At 69.8% G+C, this 18,055-nt stretch carries 17 protein-coding genes; 13 read left to right on the top strand and 4 right to left on the bottom strand.

Annotated elements, in window-relative coordinates; genetic code table 11:
* Positions 1-38: 38 nt before the first annotated feature.
* Positions 39-263, bottom strand: a complete 225-nt coding sequence (locus tag DXK32_RS01995; protein WP_114856970.1) for a DUF1150 family protein — start codon at positions 261-263, stop codon at positions 39-41.
* 356 nt (positions 264-619) lie between these two features.
* Between DXK32_RS01995 and DXK32_RS01990 the strand changes: the two genes are divergently transcribed.
* The 3 genes from DXK32_RS01990 to DXK32_RS01975 all read left to right on the top strand — a co-directional run bounded on the left by DXK32_RS01990 (position 620) and on the right by DXK32_RS01975 (position 6,526).
* A complete protein-coding gene (locus tag DXK32_RS01990; protein ID WP_162801036.1) occupies positions 620-1,804 on the top strand; it encodes a DUF4384 domain-containing protein in 1,185 nt (394 codons plus the stop codon).
* A 71-nt stretch (positions 1,805-1,875) separates the two neighbouring features.
* Positions 1,876-3,687: an adenylate/guanylate cyclase domain-containing protein gene (locus DXK32_RS31970; RefSeq protein WP_162801035.1), complete on the top strand. Its 1,812-nt coding sequence runs from the start codon at positions 1,876-1,878 to the stop codon at positions 3,685-3,687.
* Positions 3,688-3,991: 304 nt separating this feature from the next.
* A complete protein-coding gene (locus DXK32_RS01975) occupies positions 3,992-6,526 on the top strand; it encodes an SUMF1/EgtB/PvdO family nonheme iron enzyme (protein ID WP_162801034.1) in 2,535 nt (844 codons plus the stop codon).
* Positions 6,527-6,653: 127 nt separating this feature from the next.
* Here DXK32_RS01975 and DXK32_RS01970 read toward each other — a convergent pair whose 3' ends face one another.
* Entirely contained in the window at positions 6,654-7,364 is a 711-nt protein-coding gene (locus DXK32_RS01970; protein ID WP_162801033.1) for a Crp/Fnr family transcriptional regulator, read from the bottom strand.
* A gap of 239 nt (positions 7,365-7,603) precedes the next feature.
* On the opposite strand from DXK32_RS01970, the gene DXK32_RS01965 reads away from it, so the two are divergent.
* From DXK32_RS01965 to DXK32_RS01935, 7 genes are all read left to right on the top strand, one after another.
* Positions 7,604-9,238 (top strand): acyl-CoA synthetase, encoded by a 1,635-nt coding sequence (locus tag DXK32_RS01965; protein ID WP_114856966.1) that lies wholly within the window; start codon positions 7,604-7,606, stop codon positions 9,236-9,238.
* A 153-nt stretch (positions 9,239-9,391) separates the two neighbouring features.
* Positions 9,392-10,153 (top strand): SDR family NAD(P)-dependent oxidoreductase, encoded by a 762-nt coding sequence (locus DXK32_RS01960; RefSeq protein ID WP_114856965.1) that lies wholly within the window; start codon positions 9,392-9,394, stop codon positions 10,151-10,153.
* A gap of 36 nt (positions 10,154-10,189) precedes the next feature.
* Positions 10,190-11,386 carry an acyl-CoA dehydrogenase family protein gene (locus tag DXK32_RS01955; RefSeq protein ID WP_114856964.1) on the top strand — a complete coding sequence of 399 codons (1,197 nt, stop codon included), beginning with the start codon at positions 10,190-10,192 and terminating at the stop codon, positions 11,384-11,386.
* A gap of 4 nt (positions 11,387-11,390) precedes the next feature.
* Positions 11,391-12,494, top strand: a complete 1,104-nt coding sequence (locus DXK32_RS01950) for a phosphotransferase family protein (protein WP_114856963.1) — start codon at positions 11,391-11,393, stop codon at positions 12,492-12,494.
* Entirely contained in the window at positions 12,494-12,883 is a 390-nt protein-coding gene (locus tag DXK32_RS01945) for a DUF6285 domain-containing protein (RefSeq protein ID WP_114856962.1), read from the top strand. The genes DXK32_RS01950 and DXK32_RS01945 overlap by 1 nt, the downstream gene beginning before the upstream one ends.
* An 87-nt stretch (positions 12,884-12,970) precedes the next feature.
* Positions 12,971-13,177, top strand: a complete 207-nt coding sequence (locus tag DXK32_RS01940) for an addiction module protein (protein ID WP_114856961.1) — start codon at positions 12,971-12,973, stop codon at positions 13,175-13,177.
* Positions 13,174-13,470, top strand: a complete 297-nt coding sequence (locus tag DXK32_RS01935) for a type II toxin-antitoxin system RelE/ParE family toxin (protein WP_162801032.1) — start codon at positions 13,174-13,176, stop codon at positions 13,468-13,470. The genes DXK32_RS01940 and DXK32_RS01935 overlap by 4 nt, the downstream gene beginning before the upstream one ends.
* Before the next feature lie 15 nt (positions 13,471-13,485).
* Here DXK32_RS01935 and DXK32_RS01930 read toward each other — a convergent pair whose 3' ends face one another.
* Positions 13,486-14,283, bottom strand: a complete 798-nt coding sequence (locus DXK32_RS01930; protein WP_114856959.1) for a ferritin-like domain-containing protein — start codon at positions 14,281-14,283, stop codon at positions 13,486-13,488.
* The gene (gene cysQ, locus DXK32_RS01925; protein ID WP_114856958.1) at positions 14,277-15,050 is read right to left on the bottom strand and encodes a 3'(2'),5'-bisphosphate nucleotidase CysQ; all 774 of its coding nucleotides are present in this window, start codon (positions 15,048-15,050) and stop codon (positions 14,277-14,279) included. The genes DXK32_RS01930 and cysQ overlap by 7 nt, the downstream gene beginning before the upstream one ends.
* Before the next feature lie 99 nt (positions 15,051-15,149).
* Here cysQ and DXK32_RS01920 point away from each other — a divergent pair, with 99 nt between their 5' ends.
* The 3 genes from DXK32_RS01920 (at position 15,150) to DXK32_RS01910 (ending at position 17,927) form a co-directional block, all read left to right on the top strand.
* Positions 15,150-15,668, top strand: a complete 519-nt coding sequence (locus DXK32_RS01920; protein WP_114856957.1) for a GNAT family N-acetyltransferase — start codon at positions 15,150-15,152, stop codon at positions 15,666-15,668.
* Between the two features lie 153 nt (positions 15,669-15,821).
* Entirely contained in the window at positions 15,822-16,256 is a 435-nt protein-coding gene (locus DXK32_RS01915) for a bacteriohemerythrin (protein WP_114856956.1), read from the top strand.
* 378 nt (positions 16,257-16,634) lie between these two features.
* Positions 16,635-17,927 (top strand): hypothetical protein, encoded by a 1,293-nt coding sequence (locus DXK32_RS01910; protein ID WP_162801031.1) that lies wholly within the window; start codon positions 16,635-16,637, stop codon positions 17,925-17,927.
* The last annotated feature ends 128 nt before the right edge of the window (positions 17,928-18,055 follow it).

The following is an 18,055-nucleotide window of genomic DNA, read 5'->3' as shown; positions in this document are numbered from 1 at the left end:
AGCGGGGAGGGTGGGGGCAACACCGTGCCCCCGACTCCTCAATGCACGCTGACCAGCTCCATCCCATGCTCCTGAAGCGTCGCCCCCGCCGACGCGCGGTCGGTGTCCAGCCACAGGCAGGTGCCGTTCGCGGCGTACACGGCGTAGGCGGGCAAGCCGTCGATCTCCACCGACCGCAGATAGGCGACCTCCAGGATTCCATGACGGGCGAAGCGGTCATCGAAACCATCGGCGGCGTCGGCTTTGGTGCGGCGGTCGGTCATGGTCGGTCTCCTCGGGCGCTGGGGCGGACCAACGGAGCGCCGGTCCTGCCCGGCACTCTAGGGGGCTGGACCGGGCCGCGCTGTGGAGGCCGCCACACTCAGTACGTCGGAGGGTGTCCAACTCCTGCGCAACTTTGTGCCGCACCTCACAGCGGCCGCCGTCTTCCGCCGTCTAGCCTCGACGGGCCGGCAAATTGGCCGGCGCGCATCATTTCGGAGGTCCGACCATGCCCGTCCGTTCACGGCGTCCGCCCTTCTTTGGGCCGGGTCCGCAGCCCCGTCCTTCCCCCTTCGCCGCCTGGACAGGCGTCCGGGAAACGCCAATGATTCCGCGATCCCCGCCGGTGGAGGCCAGCATGGCGCACAGGACCCTGAGCGGACTCGCGGCGGCGGCCCTGACGCTGGTCGCCGTCGGAACGGTCGGCGTCACGCCCGGCCGCGCGGCGGCGGAGCCGGCGGTGGTCGTCGCCTCCACCGCCCCCGGCTATGCGCAGGGGCAGCTGGTGCCCGACGGCGCGGCGGTCGCCGTGCCGGACGGCGCCAACGCCATGTTTCTCTTCGCCAACGGGCGCATGCTGCGGGTGAAGGGGCCGTTCGACGGGCCGCTCGACCGCATGCCCGACGCCTCGGGTTGGGGCGGAGTCGGCAGCCTCGTCGGCGGGGAGCGTTTCTTCCAGACCGACCTGGGTGCGGCCCGCGCGGTCGGCACCCCGATGCAGAAGGGGGAGGAGCAGGTCTTCACCCTCGACCCCGGCCGCCCCGGCACCCAATGCGTGAAGTCCGGCGGCACGGTGCTGCTGCGCAAGCCCGCCGATCCGGCGCTGGTCCCGGCCACCCTGCGCGCGGAGGGACGCGAGGCCGCCGCCACGCTGCGCTGGGACAAAGGAGCGGCGGTGCCCTGGCCGCGCGAGCTGCCGATGGCGGACGGCACCGCCGTCTCCGTCGCCGGGCCGGACGGGCGGGTTCGTCACAGCCTGACCCTGCGGGTGATCGCCGCCGACGGCATCGCGGCGGGGCAGGGCGCGGAGCTGGCCGTCCGGCTGGCCGGCGCCGGCTGCGCCGCACAGGCGGCGGCCCTGCTCGACCCGGTGCGGGACAGCGTGGCGCCGCTGAATCTCTATCTCGCCACCGACCGCGGCCTCTACCCGACCTACCGATCCGGCGAGACGGTGACGCTGGTGCTCCAGACGAACCGGGACGCGCATCTCTACTGCTACCTGCGCAACACGCGTGGCCAACTGACGCCGATCTACCCGCCGGGACCGTCGGCCAGCTCGCTGGTGGAGGGGCACCGCACCCTGACGCTGGCCGGCGACCGCATGCCGGTGCCGCTGCGCGCGGCGGAGCGGTCGGGGAGCCTGTCCGCCGATCAGGAGGTGCGCTGCTTCGCCGCCGGGCGCGATCTCGGCGCCGACCTGCCGGGGCGGCAGGACGCCTTCCGGCCGCTGACCGACGAGGCGGCGGCCCGGCTGGAGCGGACGCTCGCCTCGCTGAAGCAGACCGAACTGGTGATGGCGCAGGTGATCCTGCGCGTGGAGTGAGGGCGCCGCCGTTGGGGACATCCGGGGGCAGGCTGGGTTGGGCGAACGTCCCGTGGCTGGCCAAAGGGCTTGTGGGATTGGTTGCGGTGGTCGGCGTGTCGGCGGCGGCGCTGGGGCTGACCCGGCTGGTGCCGCCCCTGCGCTCCGCCGACGAGAGCTTCCGCGACCTCGCCATCGCCTACTTCACACCGCCCGCCCCGCAGCATCCCGGCATCGTGCTGGTTACGCTGGGGGAGGATCTGTTCGCCGCGCTGGCCTGCCGGTCGCCGGTGGACCGCGGCTTCCTCGCCGATCTGGTGGGGACGCTGGAGGCGGCGGGAGTTCGGGCGATCGGGCTGGACATCCTGTTCGACCAGCCGACCCTGCCGGCGCTCGACGAGCGGCTGCGCCAGCGCATCCAGCGTGCCACGGTGCCGGTGGTCGCCATCACCGCGCTCGGCGACACGCCGCTGACTGAAGAGCAGCGCCGCTACCTCGGGCGTTTCCTCGACGGCATCCCGCACGGCCACGCCAACCTCGCCAAGGACCGGCTGGACGGCACGGTGCGCTGGCATGTGCCGCGCGGGCCGGACGGGCTGCCCAGCTTCCCGGCGCGGATGGCCCAGCTTGCCGGAGGGGCGGCCGGTGGGGAGGTCCCGGCGGAGCCCTTCCGCATCGACTGGCACGCCCGCCCGTCGCCGGACGCGCCGCCCTTCCCGACCTACCCGGCGGACATGGTGGGGCTGCTGCCGCGCGGCTGGCTGGCGGGGCGGATCGCCGTGGTCGGCACCGTCCTGGTCGGGGTGGACCAGCACCGCACGCCGCTGTCGGTCGCCGGCCTGTCCACGCCGGGGGTGGAGATCCAGGCCCACGCGCTGGCCCAGATCCTCGACGGGCGGACCAGCCGCGACCTGTCCAATGGCTGGATGGTCGCGCTGGTGCTGGCGTTGAGCGCTGCGGGGGTGGCGCTGGCGGCGGCCGGCTGGCCGGTGTGGCTGCTGGTGCCGGCCAGCCTGCTCGGGCTGCTGGGCCTGTGGGCGGCGGCGCTGGCGTTGTTCGCCCAGGGCGGGCCGCTGGTGGCGATGATGGCGCCGTCGGCGGCGTGGCTGGGCGGCATTGCCGCGATGACCGCGCATCTGTCGCTGAAGGAGCGCACCGACCGCCGCAGCCTGATGCAGCTGTTCGCCAACCACGTCTCCCAGCCCGTCGCCGAGGAGATCTGGCGGGAGCGCGCGACCTTCCTGGCCGGTGGGCGCCCGCGCCCGCAGGAGCTGACCGCCACCGTCTTCTTCTCCGACATCGAGGGCTTCACCACCGTCTGCGAGGCGCTGGAGCCGGAGCCGCTGATCCTCTGGCTGGAGGGCTACCTCGACGCCATGGTGCGGGTGGTGGCGGCGCATGACGGGATCGTGCTGCGCTTCATCGGCGACGCCATCCTGGCGGTCTTCGGCGCTCCCGTCGCCCGCACCACCCAGGCGGAGATCGACGCCGACGCCGAACGCGCCGTGCGCTGCGCCATCCAGATGGGACGGGAGCTTCGCGAACTGAACCGGCGCTGGCAGGCGGAGGGGCTGCCGGCCATCGGCATCCGTGTCGGCATCCACACCGGTCCCCTGGTGGCGGGCAGCCTGGGTGGGCTGAGGCACATGGAATATTCGCTGCTCGGCGACACCGCCAACACGGCGGCCCGGCTGGAAGCGCTGGGCAAGACGGTGGACATGCGCTCCTCCCCCCATTGCCGGATCGTCATCGGGGAGCCGACCTGGACGGCGGTGCAGGGCGCGGTGGCCGGGCTGCCGGTGGGCGAAATGGCGCTCAAGGGCAAGCGCAAGGCGGTCCGCGCCTGGCTGGTCCTCGACCGCGATGGGGAGGGGGTGCGGCCCGCGGCCGAGGCCGGGGAGTAATCACTCATCCTCCGTATTCGGGATTAGGCTGAATGAACGCTTGGTGCGCAGGAATCGAAATATTAAGCTGATGGAATTGGTAATTTTATGCTGCAGAAAAGCGGCGCCGTTCAACCCTCTCCCCTCGGGGGAGAGGGTGGCCCGAAGGGCCGGTGAGGGGGCCTCGCCGCTCCGGTGTGTCCGGCAAAAGCGCATCCCCCTCACCCCAGCCCTCTCCCCAGAGGGGAGAGGGGGGATTGTCTGATGGAGCCGGCCGATGGTCGACGGACCCTTGACGCAGCGTCGTTTGGGCAGGGACCTCTGGTTGCTCGCCCTCGTCCTGCTGTTGCTGGGGCTTCTCGGCTGGGCACCCGGCGCGGTCGCCCAATCCTCTCCCCCGCAATCGCCGCCGCCCCAGGCATCCCAGTCCCCGGAGAAGCGCATCGCGCTGGTCGTCGGCATCGGCAAGTACGAATTCGCCCCCGAACTCCAGAACCCGGTGAACGACGCCAAGGCCATCGCCGAGGCCCTGCGCAAGCTCCAGTTCGACGTGGACGAGAAGTTCGACATGGACAACCGCGGCTTCGAGCGGGCGCTGCGCGACTTCGGCATCCGCGCCTCGCAGGCCGACGTGGCGGTGATCTTCTATGCCGGGCACGGCATCCAGGTGGGCGGCAACAACTACATCGTCCCGGCCGACGCCAAGCTGGAGCGCGAGCGCGACCTCGTCTACGAGGCGATGCCGCTGAACCTGATGATGGGCGAGCTGTCGCAGGCCCGCAAGCTGGGCATCCTCATGCTGGATTCCTGCCGCAACAACCCCTTCGTCGACCGGCTGAAGCAGGCCGGGCAGAACCGTATCCAGGTCAATTACGGCTTCGCCCGCATCGACGACACGCCCAGCGACACGCTGGTCGCCATGGCCACCCGCGCCGACCAGCTGGCCGAGGACGGGCAGGGCGACCACAGCCCCTACACCGACGCGCTGCTCCAGCACCTCCAGACGCCGGGGTTGGAGCTGAGCCTGTTCTTCCGCAACGTGCGCGACACCGTGCGGCAGGCGACCAACGGGCGGCAGGAGCCTTACATCTTCGGTTCGCTGGGGGCGGCGCCCTTCTACTTCAACCCGCGTCCGCCCAACCGCCCGCCGGTGCTCGGCGAGATCCGCCCGCTGGAGCTGTCCGACCGCGCCGACGCCGAGCCGCTGCGCATCGGGCGCCCGACCGATCCCGACGACGACCAGCTCTTCGCCCAGATCTCCGGCCTGCCGCGCGGCGGCAGCGTGCGCATCGGCGACCGTATCGTGCTGATCGGCGACTACCTGACCGTGGAGCAGCTCGCCGCCACCAGCTTCAAGCCGGACGCGACGGTGGTGGGCGACGCCGGGCGCTTCGACTTCGCGATCATGGACGGGCGGGGCGGCGTGGTGCGAGGCGGCGTGGCGATCACCATCAAGCCGAGCAACCGCCCGCCGGTCGTCGCCGGCGCGCGCACCGTCCGCGCGCTGCCGAATCCCCTGGCCATCGAGGCGCCGGTGGACCCCGACGGCGACCCGCTGACCATCACCGTCACCGCCGTGCCCGACCGCGGCAAGGTGCGCGACGGCGCCACCCTGATCCGCCCCGGCGACCGCCTGCCGGCCGAGGGGCTGACCCGCCTGACCTTCGACCCGGAGCAGGAGCGGGCGGGCGCCGCCGGCGCCTTCACCTATCAGGTGGAGGACGGCAAGGGCGGCAAGGCCACCGGCACGGTGACGCTGGAGATCGCCCCGCCGGGCGCCGCCCCGGCCGCGCCGGCGCTTGAGGAATCGCTGTGGCAGATGGTCAAGGGCAGCCGCGAGCCCGCCGACTTCGAAGCCTTCCTGCGCCTGTTCGGCAGCGGCGCCTACGCCAAGCCGGCGCGCGAGAAGCTGGGCGCGCTCACCCCCGCCGCCAAGCCGCCGGAGGTCGCGTCGGCTCGGCCGCCGTCACCGGCCCAATCGGCCCCGCCTTCGGCTTCGACCCCGGCCCCGGCTCCAGTCGTCGAGGCGGCGGCACCGCCCCCGCCGGCACAGCCGCAGCCGGCGCCAGTACCAGCGCCGGAGCAGGTGGCTGCGGCGCCCCCGAGCGGCAACGGCAGCAGCGCGGTGCGCAATCACAGCAAGTCGGCCAGCTTCCAGGACTGCCCGGACTGCCCGGTGATGGTGCGCATCGCGCCCGGCAGTTTCAGCATGGGCAGCGACCAGGGCGATCGCTCGGAGCGTCCGGTGCACAAGGTGACCATCGCCAAGCCCTTCGCGCTGGGTGCCTACGAGGTGACGGTGGCCGAATGGCGCGCCTGCGTCGAGGGCGGCGGTTGCACCGGCGGCATGCCGCGCATGACCAAGCCCACCGACAGCACACCGATCCACAACATCTCCTGGCTGGAGGCCCAAGCCTACGCGAAGTGGCTGAGCCAGAAGACCGGTCAGCGCTACCGCCTGCCGTCCGAAGCCGAATGGGAGTACGCGGCGCGCGGCGGCACGACCGGCCGCTACTGGTGGGACGGCCAGACGGGGACGCTCGCCAATTGCAAGGACTGCGGCGGCGCGCAGGAGCGGCTGACCCCGGCCTCGGTCGGCAGCTACAAGCCGAACCCCTTCGGCTTGCACGACATGAACGGCGGTGTGGCGGAGTGGGTCGCCGACTGCTGGCACGCCGACTACGCTGGCGCGCCGACGGACGGCAGCGCCTGGACCTCCGCCAATTGCCGGGAGCGCGTGCTGCGCGGCGGGTCCTGGCGGGGCGGCTTGGCTGACATCACCGATACGGCGCGGCTGTTTTACGATCCCGACGTGCGGTACCTGAACAACGGGGTGCGGGTGCTGCGGGAGTTAAATTGAGGAGTGGTTGCGTGGTGCCCCCACCCTGACCCTCCCCCGCTTCGCAGGGGAGGGGACTGCCGCTTCGCCAAAATCTCCCTCCCCTGCGAAGCGGGGGAGGGCCGGGGTGGGGGCCCGACGCGACACGTCACCCATTCGCCTCGGCGATCTCCTCCAGCGCGTCGCGGTCGAGCAGGGTGATCCGCCCGGATTCCACGGCGATCACGCCGTTGCGCTGCCATTCGCCGAGCAGCTTGTTGATGCTCTCCCGCGAGACGCCCACCAGACAGCCGAGCTGCTGCTGCGACAGCTTGATGTCCAGCTTCAGCCCGCCCGGCACCGGCTTGCCGAACACGTCGGCCAGCCGCATCAGGGCGCGGGCGAAGCGCGACGACGCTTCCAGGAACAGCGTGTCCTCCAGATGCTCGCTGGTCTGGCGCAGGCGCTTGCACAGCACCGTGATGAGCTGGAGCGCCACCGCCGGGCGCTCATTGAGCAGCGGCACGAACTTCGAGCGGTCGAGCACCAGAAGGTCGGTTTCCTCCAGCGCCACGGCGTCGGCGGTCCGCGGCTCGCCGTCGAGCAGGGCGATCTCCCCGAACAGGCCGCCCTTGTTGATGATGTTCAGCACCAGCTCCTTGCCGTCGGTGGAGTGGGAGCAGATCTTCACCCGCCCGCGGATGACAGCCATCATGCTGTCGCCGGGGTCGCCCTTCTGGAAGATGACCGCGCCGGGCCGGAAATAGGCCAGCCGGGCGCTGGCGGCGAGGCGTTGCAGTTCCGGCTTTTCCAGATGCTTCAGCAGGAAATGCCCGGACAGCACCAGTTCCTTGTCGAACGCGATCCGCACCGTCGTCATGGTCGCCCCCATACGGCTCGATGCCGGACAGTGTAGCGGGCGGACGGCCCGCGACCGCGGCGCCAGAGGCGGTAATGCGCTCGCCCGTCCCTGCCTCGTTCTTGCGGGCATAGGGGGAAGGACCGACCAAAGGTGAATCTTGTTCTGTCCAATGGTTCGTGACTACCATCGTCAGCAAGGCGTCCGGTATGAGGCGCCGGCCCTGACACAGGGACCGCAGAACAGGGAAGGAGACGAGCGTGGACTCCACCACCCCGTCCGCAGAGCTGTCCAGGCGCGCGGCCAATCATGTGCCGCTGACGCCGCTGGACTTCCTGCGCCGCTCCGCGATGGTCTATCCGGACAAGACCGCCGTGGTCTACGGCCCGTTGCGTCGGAACTGGGCGGAGGTCGAACACCGCGCCCGCGCGCTGGCTTCCGCGGTGAGCCGGGCCGGCGTCCGGCCGGGGGAGGTGGTGTCGGTCCTGGCCTTCAACACCCCGGCGATGCTGGAGGCGCATTTCGGCATCCCCGGCGCCGGGGCGGTGCTGAACGCCATCAACACGCGGCTCGACCCGCCCGCCGTCGCCTTCATTCTGGAGCACGCCGAAAGCCGCCTGTTCCTGGTCGACCGCGGCCTGTCTGCGGTCGCCCGCGCCGCGCTGGAACGGATGGCGGCCCCGCCGCCGGTGGTGTGGATCGACGACCCGGCGGCGCAGGACGCCGACCCGGTGGGCGATCTGGAGTATGAGGATTTCCTGCGGATGGGCGATCCCGAGGCGCCCTGGCGCACGCCGGAGGACGAGTGGGAGTCCATCGCGCTCAACTACACCTCCGGCACCACCGGCAACCCCAAGGGCGTTCTGTACCATCACCGCGGCGCCCATCTGAACGCGCTTGGCAACGTCATCACCTTCGGGCTGCGGCCCGACAGCGTCTATCTGTGGACGCTGCCCATGTTCCACTGCAACGGCTGGACCTACCCCTGGGCGGTGACGGCGGTGGGGGCGACCCATGTCTGCCTGCGCGCCGTCGACCCGGCGGCGATCTTCCGCCTGATCGCCGAGGAGAAGGTCACCCATCTCTGCGGCGCGCCGGTCGTGCTGACCATGCTGATCCACGCGCCGGACGCGGTGAAGCGCGGCTTCGACCACGGCCCGGTGCAGGTGGCGACCGGCGGGGCGGCGCCGCCCAGCGCGGTGATCGCGGGCATGGAGCGGATGGGCTTCCGCCTGACCCATCTCTACGGCATGACGGAATGCTACGGCCCCTCCACCGGCTGCGCGTGGCAGGAGAGCTGGGCGGAGTTGCCGCTGGAGGAGCGGGCGGTGAAGATGGCCCGCCAGGGCGTCCCCAACGTCACCATGTCCGAGCAGACCGTGCTCGACCCCGACACCGGCCGCGAAGTGCCCGCCGATGGCGAGACGCTGGGCGAGCTGGCGCTGCGCGGCAACACGGTGATGAAAGGCTATCTGAAGAACCCGGCGGCGACCGACGAGGCGCTGCGCGACGGCTGGCTGCACACCGGCGACCTCGCCGTGCTGCACCCCGACCGTTATGTCGAGATCAAGGACCGCGCCAAGGACATCATCATCTCCGGCGGTGAGAACATCGCCTCGCTGGAGGTCGAGGAGATCCTCTACCAGCACCCCCACGTCATGGAGGCCGCTGTCGTCGCCCGTCCCGATGCGACATGGGGCGAGACTCCCTGCGCCTTCGTCACGCTGAAGCCGGGATCGGAAGGGCGGGTGACCGAGGCCGAGGTGATCGGCTGGTGCCGTGACCACCTCGCCCACTTCAAGGCGCCCCGCACGGTGGTGTTCGGGGCGCTGCCGAAGACCTCGACCGGGAAGATCCAGAAGTTCGTGCTGCGCGAGCAGGCGAGGGGGTTGTGAGAGGGGCTTTTGCCCCCTCCCTAACCCTCCCCCGCTTCGCAGGGGAGGGGATTTGGCTGCGAAGCAGCGGAGTTCCCTCCCTCGCCGAAGGCGGGGGAGGGTTAGGGAGGGGGCCCGACGCATGAACCCCACCATCACAAACCCAGGACCCCCATGACCCTCTCCCTCACCAACCGCACCGCCCTGGTCACCGGGGCCTCTGCCGGCCTGGGCCGTCACTTCGCGGGGGTGCTCGCCGCAGCGGGCGCCCGCGTCGCTCTGGCCGCGCGGCGGCGCGAGAGCCTGGACGCCGCCGTCGCCGAGATCGAAGCGGCGGGCGGGCAGGCCATCGCCGTGCCGCTGGACGTCACCGACGCCGCCTCCGTCCGCACCGGTGTCCGCGCGGCGGCGGGCGCGCTCGGCGGGCTGGACATCCTCGTCAACAACGCCGGCGCCACCGTCGCCAAGCCCGCGCTGGACTACGCGGAGGAGGAGTGGGACCGCGTCATCGACACCAACTTGAAGGGCGCCTTCCTCACCGCGCAGGAGACGGCGCGCGTGATGAGGGAGCAGGGGCGGGGCGGGTCGATCGTCAACATCGCCTCCATCCTCGGGCTGCGGGTTGCCGGCCATGTCGTGGCCTACACGGCGTCGAAGGCCGGACTGGTGCAGATGACTCAGGCTCTGGCCCTGGAATGGGCGCGTTACGGCATCCGCGTCAACGCGTTGGCCCCCGGCTACATGGAGACCGACCTGAACCGCGATTTCCTGGCGACCGACGCCGGGCAGGCGCTGATCCGGCGGGTGCCGCAGCGTCGGCTGGGGCGGCTGGCCGACCTCGACGGGCCGCTGCTGCTGCTCTGCTCCGACGCGTCCGCCTACATGACCGGGGCGGTCGTGCCGGTGGACGGCGGGCATCTGGTCAGCACCCTGTAAGCAAAGAAGAAAGAACGACGGAGAGGACCCGAACCGATGGATTTCAGCCTGCCCCCGCCGATCGAGGAGTTCCGCCGCCGCGTGCGCGCCTTCGTGGAGGAGCGCATCCTGCCGCTGGAAGCGGACCCGGCCTCCTACGACGAGCATGAGAACATCGCGCCCGCCCTGCTGGAGCGCCTGCGCGGGGAGGTGAAGGCCGCGGGGCTGTGGGCGCCGCAGATGCCGACGGCGCGCGGCGGGCAGGGGCTGGGAATCGTCGGCATGGCCGCCGCCTACGAAGAGATGAACCGGTCCATCTTCGGGCCGGTCTGCTTCAACTGCGCCGCCCCCGACGACGGCAACATGCAGCTTCTCAACAAGGTGGCGACCGAGGCGCAGAAGGAGCGCTGGCTCCAGCCCATCGTCGACGGCACGGTGCGCTCCGCCTTCGCGATGACCGAGCCGCATCCCGGCGGCGGCTCCGATCCCTCGATGATGAAGACGCGGGCGGAGCGCAAGGGCGACCGCTGGGTGATCTCCGGCCACAAATGGTTCATCACCGGGGCGGGGGAGGCTCAGCATTTCATCCTGATCGCCCGCACCTCCGACGACAAGCGCAAGGGGCTGACCGCCTTCCTGTTCGACAAGAACCAGCCGGGTTGGGAGATCGTCCGCCGCATCCCGATCATGGGGCCGGAGGAGCATGGTGGCCATTGCGAGCTGCGCTTCGACGGGTTGGAGGTCTCCGACGAGAACGTCCTCATGAAGATCGGCGACGGGCTCAAGGCGACGCAGATCCGGCTCGGCCCGGCGCGGCTGACCCATTGCATGCGCTGGACCGGCCTGTCGAAGCGGGCGATGGAGATCGCCGCCGCCTATGTGCGCGAGCGCGAGAGCTTCGGCACCACGCTCGCCGGGCACGAGGGCGTGCAGTGGATGATGGGCGACGTCGCCATGCAGATCGAGATCGGTCGCCTGCTGGTCATGAAGGCGGCGTGGCAGCTCGACCGCGGCGACTTCGCCCGCAAGGAGGTGTCGATGGCCAAGGTCCACGTCGCCGACACGCTGCACAAGGCGGTGGACACGGCCATCCAGCTCTGCGGGGCCAGGGGCTATTCGAAAGACACGGCGCTGGAGTGGATGTACCGCTACGCCCGGCAGGCCCGGCTGGTGGACGGGGCGTCTGAGGTCCACAAGATGGTCCTGGCGCGATTCTACATGGACGAGGGCGACGGCTTCTGGGCCTGGGGGTGATGGGATGGGCGCACTGATCGACGGGGAAAGCCGGCCGCGGTTGGAATCGTGGCTGGCCGGGGCGACCGGCGCGACGCGCGTGTCGGTGGCCGACGAAGGCACGCTTGGCGGGGGAGCCATCTCGCTCAACCTCGCGGTGACCCTGGACATCGACGGCGGGCCGCAGGCCGGGCGGCACGCCTGCGTGCTCCGCGCCCAGCCGGGCGCAGGCGCGGCGGCGTCCGGCATGAAGGCCAGCATTTCCAAGGCGCAGGAGTTCGCCGTGCTGCGCGCCGCCTTCGGCGCCGGGGTGGCCGCGCCGGAGCCCATCGCCGCCTGCGGTGACCCGGCGGTTCTGGGCGCCGACTTCTACATCATGCGCCGCGCCGAGGGCGTCGGCGCCGGGCACAAGGTGGTGAAGGCCGACCAGCCGCAGCGCGGCCTCGCCCGCGAGCTTGGCCGCCAGCTCGGCCGCCTCCACAAGGCCGGGCCGGACACGCCGGGGCTGGAGAGCCTGCCGGTGCCGGCCGTGTCGCCGGCGCTCGACTGCGTCCACGCCTACCGCGACTGGCTGGGCGATCTGGCGCTGCGTGACGCCGTTCTGGCCTGGGGCCTGCGCTGGCTGGAGATCCACGCGCCGCCGCCGGGCGAGCTGGCGCTGTGCCACCGCGACTACCGCACCGGGAACTATCTGGTGAAGGACGGCGGCCTGACCGCCATTCTGGATTGGGAATTCGCGGGATTCAGCGATCCCATGGAGGATCTTGGCTGGTTCTGCGCCCGCTCCTGGCGGTTCGGTCGCCACGACCGCGAGGCGGGCGGTCTGGCCGGGCGGGAGGACCTTTACGCCGGGTACGAGGAGACGTCGGGGCGTCGGGTCGATCCGCAGGCGGTCGCCTATTGGGAAACCGCCGCCTACATGCGCTGGGCGGCCATCGCCGTCCTTCAGGGGCGCCGCCACACGTCGGGGGAGGAGCCGTCGCTGGAGCTGGCGCTGACCGGGCGGATGCTGCCGGAGATCGAGTTGGACCTGTTGCGCCACATCCACAGCCTGGGGCTGACGGCATCATCCCCGGCGGCGGCCGACGCCGAGCCGTCCGGCGATGCCGACGAAGAGAGGGTCGCCTGATGCGCACCAGCCCCGACGCCCAGGAATTGCTGAGCATCGTCGCGGAAACCTTCCGCACGGACCTGCTTCCCCACATCCCGCCGGCCCAGCGCTACACGGCGCTGATGATCGCCAACGCGCTCGGCATCGTGCAGCGCGAACTGGCCGGCGCGGACCCGGCCGGCCACGCCATGCTGGCGGCGCTGGCCCTGCTCTACGGCGAGGACGCCGACGACAGCCTGTCCGGCGCCGACCTGCGCCAGCGAGTGGAGGCCCTGCAGCACCGGCTGTGCATCGAGATCGCCGCGGGCGACTTCGACCACGACGGCCAGGACGTGCTGATGGAGTGTCTGGAGGAGATCGTCCAGGCCCGGCTGGGCATCGCCAACCCGAAGCTGCTGCGGGGGTAGGGGCGGAGCTGGGGTTTTTCCTTCTCGACGCCGTCCGTTGCCATTACCATTTCACAGGCGGAATGCCCTGGATGAAAGCCCATCGTCATGCCCATCGATTTCAGCCATTTGTCTCCCCAGGAACGCCTGGACCTGATCGGCGAACTTTGGGAATCGCTGGATGAAGGCGATGTGCCGGTCTCGGAGGGGGTACGGGCCGAACTCGACCGCCGGAACGCTGCCTTTCAGGAGAGCCGGGTGAAGGCCGTATCCTGGACCGAACTCCGCGGCGTCCTGCGTCCGGGGAGAGCGTGAGCCATCCCGTTTACTTTCTTCCTGAAGCGGCGGAGGAGTTGGCCGAGGCGCAGGCATGGTACGATGCGCGCTCCGCAGGTTTGGGCGACCGCTTTTTCGATGCCATTGATGCGCTGTCGTGGCGGATCGGAGAGGCGCCCCACCGATTTCCGCATGTGCATGGCACCATTCGGCGGGCGTTGCTTGGGCGTTTTCCCTATGCCCTGTTCTTTCGTGACGAGGATGACGGCGTGTATGTCATCGCTTGCCTTCATACCAGCCGCCATCCGGAACGATGGCGCCGCCGGACCTGACGACGCCATCGCGTGTCACTCCGCGATCGGCTCGTAGAATTCCGGGCCGAAGTCGGCGGCCTGCCGGCTGGTCACGTTGAAGGGCTTCTTCAGGCCGCCGCGGAAATAGCGCTTCACCAGATCCTGCCACGTTTCCACCGGGTCGACGCCGCGCTTGGCGCAGAGATGGCCGAACCAGCGGCGTCCGGCGGCGACGTGGGTGATCTCCTCGTCGTGGATGACCTGAAGCAGGGCGGCGCTCTCGGCGTCGCCGAACTCGCGCAGGCGGCGGACGGTCTCCGGGGTGACGTCGAGCCCGCGCGCCTCCAGCACCATCGGCACCACGGCCAGCCGGGCGGCGAGGTCGTGGGCGGTGGTGGTCGCCGCCTGCCACAGCCCGTCATGGGCCGGCAACTCGCCATAGCCGGAGCCGAGCTGGTTCAGCCGCTCCTCCAGCATCTGGAAATGCCGGGCCTCGTCGTCGGCGACCTGCACCCAGTCGTCGGTGAAGCCCTTGGGCATCCCCTCGCCGACGAAGCGGCACACGATGTCCCAAGCGAGGTCGATGGCGTTCAGCTCGATGTGGGCCAGCGCGTGGAGCAGGGCGAGGCGGTTCTGCGCGCTGCCGCCGCGCCCGCGCTTGGGCATGTCGCGGGGCAGCATCAGCGGCGGGCGCTCCGGACGGGCAGGGCGCTCCGGCGGGACAAGCGCGCCGAACTCGGTAATGAGGCCATCGCGCCACGCCGCGGCGTAGTCCCGCGTCAGACGCACCTTCTCCAGCGGCGCCGCGGTGGTCAGCACCGCGACGGCCGCGTCACACAGAGTCGTCACCATCCATACGCAACGAAATGGGGGTTCACGATGTCGGCCTTGCCGTAGAGGAAGGGCGAGCCGTCGGGCTGCTCCACCCGGCCGCCGGCGGCGGCGAGGATGGCGTGGCCGGCGGCGGTGTCCCATTCGCTGGTCGGGCCGAAGCGGGGGTAGAGGTCGGCCTTGCCGGAGGCCACCGTGCAGAATTTCAAGGAGCTGCCGCAGGTCACCCGGTTCTTCACCGTGTAGCCGGCGAGGAAGCCGTCCAGCTCGCTGCCGCTGCCGTGGGAACGGCTGGCGACCACGGTCAGGCCGTCGGGCGGCGGTTTGCGCACCTGGATCGCGTAGTCGTGGCGGCCCTCCACCCAATGGACGGCGGTGCCCGGCCCGCAGGCGGCGTAGAGGTCGCCGGTGGCCGGCGCGTAGACGACGCCCAGGACCGGACGCCCGCCCTCGATCAGCGCGATGTTGACGGTGAACTCGCCGTTGCGGTTGATGAACTCCTTGGTGCCGTCGAGCGGGTCGACCAGCCAGAAGCGTCCGCCGGAAATGTCCGGCCGGTGCCCGGCGGCCACGGCCTCCTCGGCCACCACGGGAATCCCGGGGGCGATGTGGTGCAGGGCCGGGGTGATGACATGCTCGGCGGCCAGATCGGCCTGGGTGACCGGACTGCCGTCGACCTTTGTGGCGGCGTCGATGCCGTCGTTGTAGAAGCGCAGGATCACCTGACCCGCTTCGTGGGCGATGGTCCGCACCTTGGGCAGCAGGCTCGCCGCGGCGGTGTCGGTCATGGGTGGTCCTCCGGTCGGCTGGTGTGCGAACGGTCACCATAGCGCGCCCGGATGGTGGGCTGGAAGGCTGGAAAGGGCGGGGAGGATGGGAGATTGCGGATGAAAGCCGGCTGGCGCGCCATGGAAGCGACGGACCTGGATCGAGTGATGGCCATCGCCGAGATCGTGCACCCCGATTACCCGGAGGATCGCGCCGTCTTCGCCGAGCGTCTGGCCCTCTATCCGGAGGGTTGCGCCATGGCGGAAACCGAAGGGGCCGGGTCGGACAGGACCTGCATCGGGTACATCGTCATGCATCCGGGGCGGCTGGGCGTCCCGCCGCCGCTCGATTCACCGCTCGGCGCGCTGCCGGAATCCCCGGACTGCCTTTACCTGCACGACGTCGCCCTGCTGCCGGCGGCGCGGGGCCTGGGGCTGGGAGTCGCCGCCCTGGAGCGCATGGACGCCCTGGCGGCGCGGCGGGGCTTCCGCTGGCTGGCCCTGACCTCCACCCCCGGCGCGCGGGCCTTCTGGGGCGCGCAGGGGTTTCTGCCATACGACGGAGGGGCTGGTCTGGCGGCCAAACTTGCCTCCTACGGTGGCGGCATGGCCTACATGACCAAACCGGTGGCAGGCTGATCCGGGAAAATGATAAATTTTACCGCAAATTGAATATAATCCGTTGGGCGGGGTTTCGATTTGCGGCAAGTTGTCCGACCCTGGCGGGCGGTTCGGAATGCTATCTTGCGGCGTTCCCGCAGCTTCAGCGCAGCCGTTATCGGCAGGCCCCCCATGCAGCCATCCGCCCGCTTCCCGTGGAAGTCCGAATACACGGTCGGCAACGAGTCCATCGACGAACAGCACCGGACGCTTCTGGAACTGGCCGGGCTGCTGCACATGGCGGTGGCGGCGGGGCAGGGCTACAAGATCATCCAGAACGCCTTCGCCGCCCTGGTCAAGTACACGGGGGAGCACTTCTCCGATGAGGAACAGTTCTGGACCGACGCCCGGAGCGGCGCCGTCGAAAAGCATAAGCGGCTGCACCGGGAGATCACCGAGGAACTGCTGGCCCTGCGGTTCGAGGGTCCGTACGGCGTCGTCTTCTGCACCCCCAACGAATTGACCAACTGGGTCGAACACCGCCTGATCGCCCATTTCATCGAAGAGGATCAGGGCGTCTACCGCAGCCTGACCCAGGGCGCCAAGCGGAAGCGGTCCTCCGCCTGACCGCCGCCCCTGACCGCCGCCCCTGTTCCCCGCCGGGCGACGGTCGTTCCCGGAGCCGGCCGCTTTTCACTCGATGGACGCCGAAGATGGACGCCAAACGTGCGCCCGCTCCATCCCGAACGGCCGACTGCCGATGCGGACTGAGAAAAACACGTTTGCATGGATGCTCAAAGATAAGCCATTGCATGCAGATGCATTCAAATAAAATAGCTTTATTTTAGAAAATTATCGTCAGTATTGTTTGGCGAGTGCCCCGACCATTCCCAATTAAATATAAATGGATGCAATTCGTGAAATCATGAATTGCACCGACGTGGCTGGCGTTCGCGCCAAGTCCATACGGAGGTTTGGGCGTTTTGCCAACCGCGAGGAAACGCCATGACTGCACCTTATCTGTTGCCGCCGACCACGTCCGTGGCCTATCCGTCCAACCTTCCTTCGGGAACGGTGAAGCTGTACGCCGATCAGAACTGGAGCAGCGACAGCCTGACCATCACCACCTCGGACGCCATCGAAGGCGTCCAGAGTTCCTTTGCCGGGACCAACCTCAACGACCGGACCACCTGGATCGCCTTCAACCTGCCGGAGGGGGTCGTCCTGACCCTTCTGGAGCACAAGACCACCCCGCCCGCCAAAGAGCCCTACAGCTTCAATGGCTGCGGGCGTTGTGTCGATCTGATCGGCAACGGCCAGACCCAGACGGTCGACGTCGAGAAACTCGGCGCCAACGACTGCCTGTCCGCCTACATCTGGCGTACCGTGGATCTGAACACCGGTGTCTTCCAGCTGTTCGACGGGCTGAACTACGCCGACAACCGCAACACCTTCTTCCTGTGCGAATGGCCGATGGAGACGGTGCTGTCGCTGGCCGGCTGGTTCATCTGCGACCGGGCGGCCTCGATCTATTTCGGCGGGCTGACCGCCCAGCAGGTGGCGCTGTACGACGGCGGCCAGGGTGACGGGGAAACCATGTCCGTCGCCGGCTGGCTGAGCATGGACGGCATACCGGACCTGCGCAGCTATTCCTTCGTCGACAAGGAGGCCTCGTGGCGGTGGGATCTGCTGCCCCCGGTCCATTCGGAGGTCGATCCCTTCACCATCACCTCGCCGGTGCCCACCAGCCCGTCGAACACGATCTCCAGTTCCATCTCCGGAACCAACCAGGGCACGGCGACGATCACCGACACGGTGTCGGTCACCAGCGGGAAATCGCAGTCGCTGACGCTGTCGGTCACCGATTCCTACACCATCGGCTATGTTCAGGAGGTGCGCTTCACCTACGGAATCGGTCTGACCGGCGAGGTCGAGGTCGGCTGCACCTTCTCCATGTCCTACACCTACTCCGGCACGAAGGAGACCTCGGTCACCAACTACTACGATCTGTCGGTCAGCCAGACGGTCGAAATCCCGGCCGACTGCCGCTACAGCTCGACCATGACGATCCTGATGGCCGAAATCCCGCCGACCTCCTACAGCACGCCGGCGGTCTTCTACTACACCCAGCCGGTGCCCGGTTCGACCTACGACGCGGCGATGAGCGCCGAACTCGGCAAGACGGTCTACGCGCTGCGCCAGACGGTGACCGGCTACGTCAACGGCGGCGTCTCGGTGGACGTCCGGAGCAGCACGGAAACCCAGCCGCTTTCCGTCGCGGCGCTGGCCGACGCCTGACGCCGGCAGTGCTCGCGACGCGGGTCTGCCATCGCAGGTTTCACGTCCAACGTTGTCTTTGCCGTGGAACGGACCCAAGTCTAGCTGGTTTATGATGTGGCGCGGCTGCCGGATGGGCGCGGGATTCC

This window comes from Azospirillum brasilense, from assembly GCF_003349955.1.
Classification (GTDB): Bacteria; Pseudomonadota; Alphaproteobacteria; order Azospirillales; family Azospirillaceae; genus Azospirillum; species Azospirillum brasilense_B.
The sequence above is the reverse complement of the archived record's forward strand: the minus strand, read 5'-3'. Positions and strand labels throughout refer to the sequence as shown.